9 protein-coding genes are annotated in these 8,810 nt (G+C 47.0%); 6 read left to right on the forward strand and 3 right to left on the reverse strand.

What is annotated here, in order from left to right; all coding sequences use genetic code 11:
- Both Q0546_RS07420 and Q0546_RS07425 read left to right on the forward strand, forming a co-directional pair.
- A partial coding sequence (locus Q0546_RS07420) for a tRNA guanosine(34) transglycosylase Tgt (RefSeq protein WP_298791828.1) occupies positions 1 to 436 on the forward strand: 436 nt, incomplete at its 5' end.
- A 9-nt stretch (positions 437 to 445) separates the two neighbouring features.
- Positions 446 to 1,138, forward strand: a complete 693-nt coding sequence (locus Q0546_RS07425) for a CorA family divalent cation transporter (protein ID WP_298791833.1) — start codon at positions 446 to 448, stop codon at positions 1,136 to 1,138.
- A 94-nt stretch (positions 1,139 to 1,232) separates the two neighbouring features.
- On the opposite strand, the gene Q0546_RS07430 is transcribed toward Q0546_RS07425, so the two are convergent.
- The 3 genes from Q0546_RS07430 to Q0546_RS07440 are packed head-to-tail and all read right to left on the reverse strand — an operon-like array spanning position 1,233 to position 5,736.
- Positions 1,233 to 2,576 (reverse strand): TolC family protein, encoded by a 1,344-nt coding sequence (locus tag Q0546_RS07430; protein WP_298791835.1) that lies wholly within the window; start codon positions 2,574 to 2,576, stop codon positions 1,233 to 1,235.
- Between the two features lies 1 nt (position 2,577).
- Positions 2,578 to 4,506, reverse strand: a complete 1,929-nt coding sequence (locus Q0546_RS07435) for a MacB family efflux pump subunit (RefSeq protein ID WP_298791845.1) — start codon at positions 4,504 to 4,506, stop codon at positions 2,578 to 2,580.
- An 18-nt stretch (positions 4,507 to 4,524) separates the two neighbouring features.
- Positions 4,525 to 5,736 (reverse strand): efflux RND transporter periplasmic adaptor subunit, encoded by a 1,212-nt coding sequence (locus Q0546_RS07440; protein WP_298791837.1) that lies wholly within the window; start codon positions 5,734 to 5,736, stop codon positions 4,525 to 4,527.
- 146 nt (positions 5,737 to 5,882) lie between these two features.
- On the opposite strand from Q0546_RS07440, the gene Q0546_RS07445 reads away from it, so the two are divergent.
- The 4 genes from Q0546_RS07445 to Q0546_RS07460 form a co-directional block, all read left to right on the forward strand.
- Positions 5,883 to 6,794: an AEC family transporter gene (locus Q0546_RS07445; RefSeq protein ID WP_298791839.1), complete on the forward strand. Its 912-nt coding sequence runs from the start codon at positions 5,883 to 5,885 to the stop codon at positions 6,792 to 6,794.
- A gap of 64 nt (positions 6,795 to 6,858) precedes the next feature.
- A complete protein-coding gene (locus tag Q0546_RS07450) occupies positions 6,859 to 7,104 on the forward strand; it encodes a hypothetical protein (RefSeq protein ID WP_002944746.1) in 246 nt (81 codons plus the stop codon).
- Entirely contained in the window at positions 7,104 to 7,766 is a 663-nt protein-coding gene (locus Q0546_RS07455; RefSeq protein WP_298791841.1) for a response regulator transcription factor, read from the forward strand. Before Q0546_RS07450 ends, Q0546_RS07455 begins: the two co-directional genes overlap by 1 nt.
- On the forward strand, positions 7,759 to 8,810 hold a 1,052-nt coding region (locus Q0546_RS07460), incomplete at its 3' end, for a HAMP domain-containing sensor histidine kinase (protein WP_298791843.1). The genes Q0546_RS07455 and Q0546_RS07460, both read left to right, overlap by 8 nt.

Raw genomic sequence — 8,810 nt, forward strand, 5'->3', positions numbered from 1 at the left:
GCAGGCCGTGATGCCCTACATCGACGCGGCGCGTCCGCGCTATCTCATGGGCGTAGGCACCCCCGAAGACCTCGTAGAAAACGTGGCTCGCGGCGTGGATATGTTTGACTGCGTGATGCCGACGCGAAACGCTCGTAACGGCACGCTATTTACGAGTTTTGGCAAGATAAATATCAAGTCCGCGAGATTTGCCACCGACTGCGCTCCGATAGATCCTCAGTGCGACTGCTACGCGTGCCGTAACTACTCTCGCGCCTATCTTAGCCACCTATACCGCGCGGGCGAGCTGACGTTTTTCCGCCTAGCGAGCTTGCATAACTTGCATTATTATCTAAATTTGATGCGGCAGATGAGAGAAGCGATAACGGCAGGCGAATTTGAAAAATTTAGGCGAAATTTCTACGCCAAACGCGGTAAAAACGCGCCAAGCATATAAGGCAAAACCGTGAGCGAGCGCGATATCTCGGGGTACTTCTACGACGAGGAGTGCGAGTACGTCTATCTCGTGACGGACGGCAGCGAACAAAACTACAAATTTATCTTTAAAGATGATAAAATTTACGCTCAGGACGGTAGCGAAAGCGGCTCGCAGGAGTTTATTCGCGTAGTAAAAAAGATAACGAGCGAGTTTCGCGCCAAGATCGCCGAGCACTCCGCCGAGCTTGAAAGCTACGAGAAAATTTACGCGGGCAAGAGGGATTTTACTAAATTTATCAAAAAGCACGCGGTCTTAAAATACGAAATACGCAAATTTCAAAACAAAATTTCGCACTTTTACGAGGCTCTAGCGATCTGTCAGAACGAAAGACCTGAGCTTAAAAAACAGCTCAAAAACTACGTCTACGAAGCCGGCGTACTAAAAAACGCAGCCTGCGAAAACGCCGCCAGGATAGACGATATATACGCGCATATACAGAGCCTAAAAAACGACAAAATCAACCGAAACATCTACATCCTGACGCTACTTTCGGCGCTATTTTTACCGCTAAATTTGATCACGGGATTTTTTGGGATGAATACGAACGGAATGTTTTTAAACGGCTTTCAAAACGGCACGGCTATCGTCGCCGGATCTATGCTTGCTCTTTTTGCGACGCTAGCGGGACTGTTTTATTTTCTAGGCAAACGGCGCGAGTAAATTTGCAGCTAGATAAATTTAACTAGCCGTCAAATTCGCCGCAAATTTAACGCACCCAAACCAAAACCGCAAATCAGGCGCGGCATAGTCAAATTTACTCCGCTTTTCCCGCCGTCGCTTTATATATACCGATTTCGTCTTGCAAAATTTTATACTTTTGTGCTAGCGTACTAATCTTGCCTTCAAGCAGCGAATTTTGCGCCTCCAGATAGTTTTTTAGCTCGGTTTTGCCGTAGTCGTATTTGAGCTTATATATGTCGCTGATAGAGCTTAAATTTCGCAAATTTTCGTTTAAATTTCGCAAGACCGCCTCGTCTTTTTGCAGGTTTTTATAGCCAGCGTCGATCTCGTTTAGCGCGGTCGTTAGCGTCTGCGCGTAGTTTAGCTTCATCGCTTCAAACTCAAGCTCGGAGATTTTTAGCTTTGATTTAAGCTTAGAGTAGTTTAAAAACGGCAAATTTATCGCGATATTGCCGCTTAAGAAATTTAGCTTAAGCCCCTCGCTCACGCTATCTCCGCTACCGCTAAGACCCGCGCCTACCGTGATGCTTGGATAGAAGTTCTTTTCGCTAACCTTGACCCCCAAAAGCGCCTCTTTGATACGCGAGATCGCAGCCTGCAAATCGGGACGCGCGCCGATAACGTAAAGCGGCACGTTGAAATTTACGCCCTGAGGCGAGATATCGCTCAAATTCCCGCCTAAATTTAGCTCAAACTCGGGCCTAACGTTTAGCAGATTTCTTAGCGTTTTTTCCGCCGCGTCAAGACTCTTGCTCGCGTTTAAAATTCTATTTTTAGCCGAGATTACCGAGCTTTTTACTTGCTTTAGGCTTAGCTCCTCTTCTTTGCCCAGCTCAAATTTAGCCTTTATGATGGCTTCTAGCTCTTCGTAGTTTTTTAGCGTCTTTTCGTATAGGTTTATGCTCTCTTTTTGATATTTTGCCTCAAAATACGCGTCCGCGACGGAGTTAACGAGCGCGAGGCGAGCGGCCTCTAGGTCGTATTTGGTCGCGTTTGCCTCCCACATGGCGGCGTCTGCGGAGTTTGCGAGCTTGCGCCACAGATCGATCTCGTAGCTTAGCGAGATGCCGCTTTTATAGCTCTCGCTCCAGCTGCCGCCCGTTTTTATATTTTTACCGGTTTCCGCGCCTAAATTTGCGTTAAAGCTAGGCACGAGATCGGCCTGCAAGACGCCTGCTTGAGCTAGGGCTTTATTTACGGCTATGGCTGATTTTGCCAGGTCTATATTATTTTTTAGCGCGAGGCCGATTAGCTCATTTAGGCGCGCTTCGCCGTAGCCCGTCCACCACTCGCGGTTTATCCTTATATCGGCGCTTGCGTCCTCTTTTAGCAAAATTTGCTCGTAGTTTTCGTTTATCTGCGTTACCGCGCAGCCGCCGAGCAAAAAGGCGGCTAGGATTATGGAGATTTTTTTCATTTTATTCCCTTGTTAGAGCGTCGATCGGATTTAGCTTCGAGGCGCTGCGAGCGGGCATATAGCCAAATATCACGCCTATCGCGCTAGAAACGACGAGCGCTACCACGATAGAAGTCTGCGAAAATATCATCTTTACGCCGGGCGCGAAATTTTCTGCTAGATAGCCGATGCCAAAGGCCGTTCCGACACCGATGAGTCCGCCAATGAGACACAGCAACACGGCCTCGATCAAAAACTGCTCTAGGATGTTTCCCTGACGCGCGCCGATCGCCATCCTGATGCCAATCTCTTTGGTGCGCTCGGTTACGGAAACTAGCATGATGTTCATCACGCCGATACCGCCCACTAGCAGCGAGATAAAGGCGATACAAGAAATCAGCAGCGTCATAGTCCTCGTAGTCTCCTCGATCGTTTTTTTAATCGTGTCGGAGTTTCTGGTGAAAAAGTCCTTTTTACCGTGCTTTGCGGTTAAAATTTCCGTTAGACTTTGCTCGGCGATTTGCGCATTTACGTTATCTTTTACCTTAACCGTGATAGATGATAGGTGCCTATCGCCGGTTAGTTTATTTATGACCGCTGTATAAGTAGAAAACGTGCGCAGAGTGCTGGAGTCTGCGAACATATTGTCGTTTTTGGCTACTACGCCGATGATTTTAAAGGGGCGTTTGTTAAAAAGCACCGTTTTGCCTAGCGGATCTTCGTCTGCGAAAAACTGCTCACGAGTAGGCTGATCTATCACGATCACGGACGCCGACTCTGCGACCTCTTGGGCGGTAAACACTCGTCCGGCCTCGACCTTGTAGCCCATCACGTTTAGGCTCTCCTCGCTACCGCCTTTAATCGTTGCGGAGGCTGATTTATTGCCGTAGGTGAGCGTGCCGCTAGCAGAGGCGTTTGGCGTGACGCTATCTAGATAGTCTTGCTTAGATAGCATCGTTGCGTCGCTAACGGTCAGGTTTCTCACCCGCTCCGAGCGCATATCGCCAAAACCCTTGCCGTTTAGGATATCGATCGTGTTAGTGCCGATACCGCGGATATCGGAGAGGATCTGCTCCTGCGAGCCCTGCCCAAGTGCTACTACGCAGATAACCGATGTGATGCCGATGATGATGCCAAGCATCGTTAGCGCCGAGCGAAGTTTATGGCTAAGGATCGCGTTTATCGACATTTTAAAGCTCTCGATAAACTGATCTTTGTAAAAGCTAAAGATATTTTTTTGCTTTGGCGCCGGTTTTTCGGAGGCGAAAATTTCCTCACTTTTTACCGTATCGCTCAAAATTTTACCGTCTTTTATCTCGATGACGCGGTTTGCGTATGCGGCGATATTTGGGTCGTGCGTAACGATGATGATGGTGTGGCCTTGCTTGTGCAAATTTGTTAAAATTTCCATCACCATGAGGCCGCTTTTGCTATCTAGCGCACCCGTTGGCTCATCAGCCAGGATGATCTCACCGCCGTTTATGAGCGCTCTAGCGATCGAGACTCGCTGCTGCTGTCCGCCGCTAAGTTTATTGGGCAAGCTTTGTAGCTTTTCGCCAAGGCCGAGACCTTCTAAAAGCTCGCCGGCCTTTTTCTCGCGCTCTTTTTTAGAAACGCCTGCATATACGCTAGGTAGCGCCACGTTTTGCAACGTAGTAAGCGTAGATAGCAGGTTATAGCGCTGAAAGATAAAGCCAAATTTCTCTCTGCGCAAACGCGCTAGCTCGTCGCCTTCAAATTTAGATATGTCGCGCTCTTCTAGCAGATACTGCCCGCCGCTTGGGTTATCTAGGCAGCCAAGGATGTTCATGAGCGTGGATTTACCCGATCCGCTTTGTCCAATGATGGCGATAAACTCGCCCTTTTTTATGCTCAAATTTACATCTTTTAGCGCGTCAAATACGTTATCGCCGAGTTTAAATTTCTTACTTAAGTTTTTAAGTTCTATCAAATTTTTCAAGACGTCGCCTTAGAGCTTCATTCTTCTTTTTTCTTTTTCGAGCATCGCATTGATTTCAGCCGCCGAGTTTCGTTTCGTCACGACCTCCTCGCCTTCCTCTACTCCGCTTAAAATTTGAGTTTTTAGGCTATCGATTAGTCCTGTTTGTACCTCTCTTCGCTCGGCCGTTTCTAGTCCGTTTTCGCCTCTTTTTAGCACGTAGACTATGCTTTTGCCGTCCTCTTTTTTGATAGCGATCGATGGCACGATGACGGCGTCTTTAGCGCTATCTAGGATGATGGTATTTTGCGTAGTCATACCGATCCTTAGCGTGCCGTCAGGATTATCTACCACGGCCTTAGCGTAGTAGTAGATCGCCGAGCTGCTGGAGCTTGAGGCGGTCGTGCCCGAGCTTGAGGTAGTTTTGTATTTGCCGTTACTTAGCGTGGTTAGACCGGGATCAATCGAGCTAATACGGGCGTAAAATTTACGATTTGGCTCGGAGAGTATCGAGTATTCGACTTTCGAGCCGACCTTGATTTTAGTTATGTCGCCCTCGGCGATCTCCATTTTTAGCTGAACTTTGCTTAGATCGGCGATATTTACGATAGTTGGCGTAATTTGGTTTGAGTTTACGGTTTGTCCCTCTTCAACCTGCACGGAGACCACGACGCCGCCTTTTGGAGCGATGATTTTAGTATAGCCAAGGTCGATTTGAGCGGTGTTTAGAGAGATTTTAGCCTGCACGATTTGCGCTTCGATCTCTTTTAGCGAGGCTTCGTTTGCTGCTAGGGTATTTTTGGCGTTTTCAAACTCCTCTTTCGAGGTCGCATTTTTAGCAAAAAGCTCTTGCTCGCGCTTAAATTTGGTCTTTGAAATCTCAAGTGCGACTTTGGCTGAATTTAACTTCGCTTCGTAAATCCCAAGCTGGGCTTTTTTGGTATCTACGTTATTTTGCTGAGTTGCGGAGTCGATTTCTGCTATCATATCGCCGGCTTTTACGACGTCGCCTAGTTTGACGTAGAGCTTTTTGATCTGGCCGCCTACCTGCGCGCCCACGTCGATTAGCTCGGTAGCGTAGATCTCTCCGTTACTTTCGATACTTTTCACCAGCTCGCCGCGAACGGCTTTTGAGGTGATAAACTGATCGCCTTGCGGGACGTTAAAATTTTTATCGTAAAAATAGTAACCGACCCCAGCCAGCACGGCTAAAACCGCGATAAATTTGATAAATTTTTTCATTATTTCTCGCTTTTTTAAATTTAACGCGAGATTATATACAAAAACCCGTTAAGGCGATGTTAAGTAAATCAACTAAATTTTATTTTTCTTTAATGCGAGCCGCCGTATAATCGGTTTTTTAAAATTTATAACTTCGGATTACGCAAATGTTTACGCAATTATTATCTATTTTTATCATTATCGCTTCGGGCTACGGGGCGAAAAAATTTAAGGTCTTTGAGCAAAAAAACGCTTCCGTATTCATAAACTACGCGCTTTGCTTCGCTCTTCCGGCGCTTATTTTCGATAAAATTTACCACGTAAACATCGACACCACGCTCATTAACGTCATCGCCACGGGTTTTGCCTGTTCGATGCTGGGCGCTGCGGCGATATTTTTCGCGTGCAAATTTTTAAAATTTAATAAAGCCACGACCGTGAGCGCCGTACTGCTAGGAATGTTCGGAAACACAGTATTTATGGGTATGCCCATCATCAAGGGCTTTTTTGGCGAGGACGCGATGAATGAAGTTATCTTTTACGATCAGCTAGCCACCTCGATCCCGATTAGCATTTTTGGCCCTTTTATCTTAGCTTTCGGCGCTCCGGCGAAGGTTTCGCTCGTGCAAAACGTTATGAAAGTGGTCAAATTTCCCCCTTTCGTCGCACTTATTTTAGGCTTTTTACTCCGCGGCGTTCCGCTTCCAAATGTGCTATTTGACGCGCTTACTCTTTTTGCGCAAAGCGTCGTCCCCGTCGCTCTTTTTGCGATCGGCATCGGGCTTGGATTTCGCAGTATCAAAAGCTGCTATAAATCAACCGCAGTCGTTATCGCAGGCAAGATGCTCGTCGCGCCGTTTTTATTCATACTCGTTACGATAGTTTTTGGCGTAAATTTCGGTCAAACCTGGATGATCGGCATCCTGCAGTGCGCCATGCCGCCGATGGTGCTAGCAAGCGCGATGATCATGAAAGCAGAGCTTGATAGCCAGCTAGCAGTCGCCGCCGTGGCCGTAGGAGTGGCGTTTAGCTTTATTAGCCTGCCGCTTTTATCGTATGTATTTAGCCTGATGGCGTAAATTTCACGCTCGTTTCACATTTCTTAGCTAAACTTCCATCATAAATTTTCCTAAAGGAGATGCTATGAAAAAGTTAGCTTTAGTTGCGCTTAGCGCGTTGTTTGTTACAGGTTCTATCTTTGCTGCCGAGATGAAAGGCGATATGATGGAGAAAAAAGATACCATGATGGAAAAGAAGGACGCCATGATGGAGAAAAAAGACGATATGATGATAAAAAAGGACGAAATGAAGGGCGACATGAAAGAGATGAAAGACGATATGGGTAAAAAGAAAGACGATATGAAAGATATGAAAAAGGATAAGATGTAATGACGCAAATTTTGCTCGTAGAGGACGATGAGACGCTAAGCGAACTCATCAGCGAGTATCTGAGCGAACAAGGCTACGACGTGATCGTTCGTGCCGATGCTAAAGCGGCTCTAGATACCGCCTACGAGCGAAATTTTGATATCCTCATCCTCGACGTCAAGCTACCTAAAGGCGACGGTTTCTCCCTTTTGCGCGAACTTAGGCGGCTTGGCGACGATACGCCTGCGATCTTTACCACCTCGCTAAACGCGCTACAAGACCTAGAGATCGGCTACAAAAGCGGCTGTGACGACTACTTAAAAAAGCCCTACGAGCTAAAAGAGCTTTTGCTTCGTATTCAAATTTTACTCAAGCGCAAATTTTCTCACATAAACGACGAATTTATCGAGCTTAACGATGGATATAAATTTTATCCAAGCTCCAAAACGCTAAGGCAAAACGGGCAAATCGTAAACCTCTCAAACAAAGAAAGCGAGCTTTTGGCGCTATTTTTGGAGAATAAAAACGCGCTGCTGAGCAAAGAGGCGATATTTGAGAAAATTTGGAACTACGGCGAGGAGCCAAGCGAGCTGAGCCTGCGGGTTTACGTCAAAAACTTACGCCGCATTTTAGGCAAGGACGCGATCATAAATAGGCGCGGCGACGGCTATATCTATGTCTGAGCGCTCCGCCGTTATAGCCAAAATCCTCTCGCTTTATCTCATCACTAGCGCCCTATTTTTGGGGTATTTTTTCACGAACGACTATAAGATGAAAAAAGAAGCCCTCATCTCAAACGAGGTCAAAAACCTAAAAGAGATCAAGATGGGCATCTACATGAAAGCGCGTATGGACGGGCTTGGCGCAGTAAAAAGCTTTACCGCCGAAAAAGACGTCAAAGCCTGCATCGTAGCTAAAAGCGGTCAAATTTTATACGGCGAGGCGGGCTGCGCTAAATTTGACGACGCACAGAGTGGTGCAGTCGTATCGGACGGCAAGGTGACGATATTTGAGGCGCTACAAAACATGGACGAAGGCGGCGCGGACGAGCTAGCCACGGCAAAGATCGCGCTAAGCGGCAAGGACGTCACGAGCGAGCTAAATTTGCTGCGACTGCGTACGGCGCTAAATTTGCTTATCGTTTTAGGCGTTATCATGATAATCGCCTTTTATCTAGCAAAGACCGCGCTAGCGCCGCTACACGCCAAGATCGCCGCGCTAAACCGCTTTATCAAAGACTCCACGCACGAGTTAAACGCGCCCCTTAGCGTGATACTCATGAGCATCGAAACGGCAGACAAAAGTAGCCTAAGCGAGCGAAATCTAAAGCGCATAAACAACATCCAAACCGCGGCTAAAACGCTAAGTCGCACCTACGAGGATCTTACGTATTTATCGTTTGGCGCCGAGCGCTGCGCACCAAAAGAAGAGCTAAATTTGAAAAATATTTTAAACGAACGGCTCGAGTTTTTCGCTCCGTTTTTTGCCAAGCGAGGGCTTGATCTAAAGTTAAATTTAAATGACGCTCTCATAAACGCAAACGGCTACGAGCTAAAACGAGCGGTGGATAACCTACTAAGCAACGCCGTAAAATACGCAAACCAAGGCGGCTACGTCGCGGTTAGTTTGCAAGACGGCGAGCTAAAGATCTCAAATAGCGGCGAGGGGTTAAGCAAAGAGCAGCAAGATAAAATTTTCGAGCGATACACGCGGTTTAACGAAGACCA

The organism is uncultured Campylobacter sp., from assembly GCF_937997465.1.
GTDB lineage: Bacteria > Campylobacterota > Campylobacteria > Campylobacterales > Campylobacteraceae > Campylobacter_A.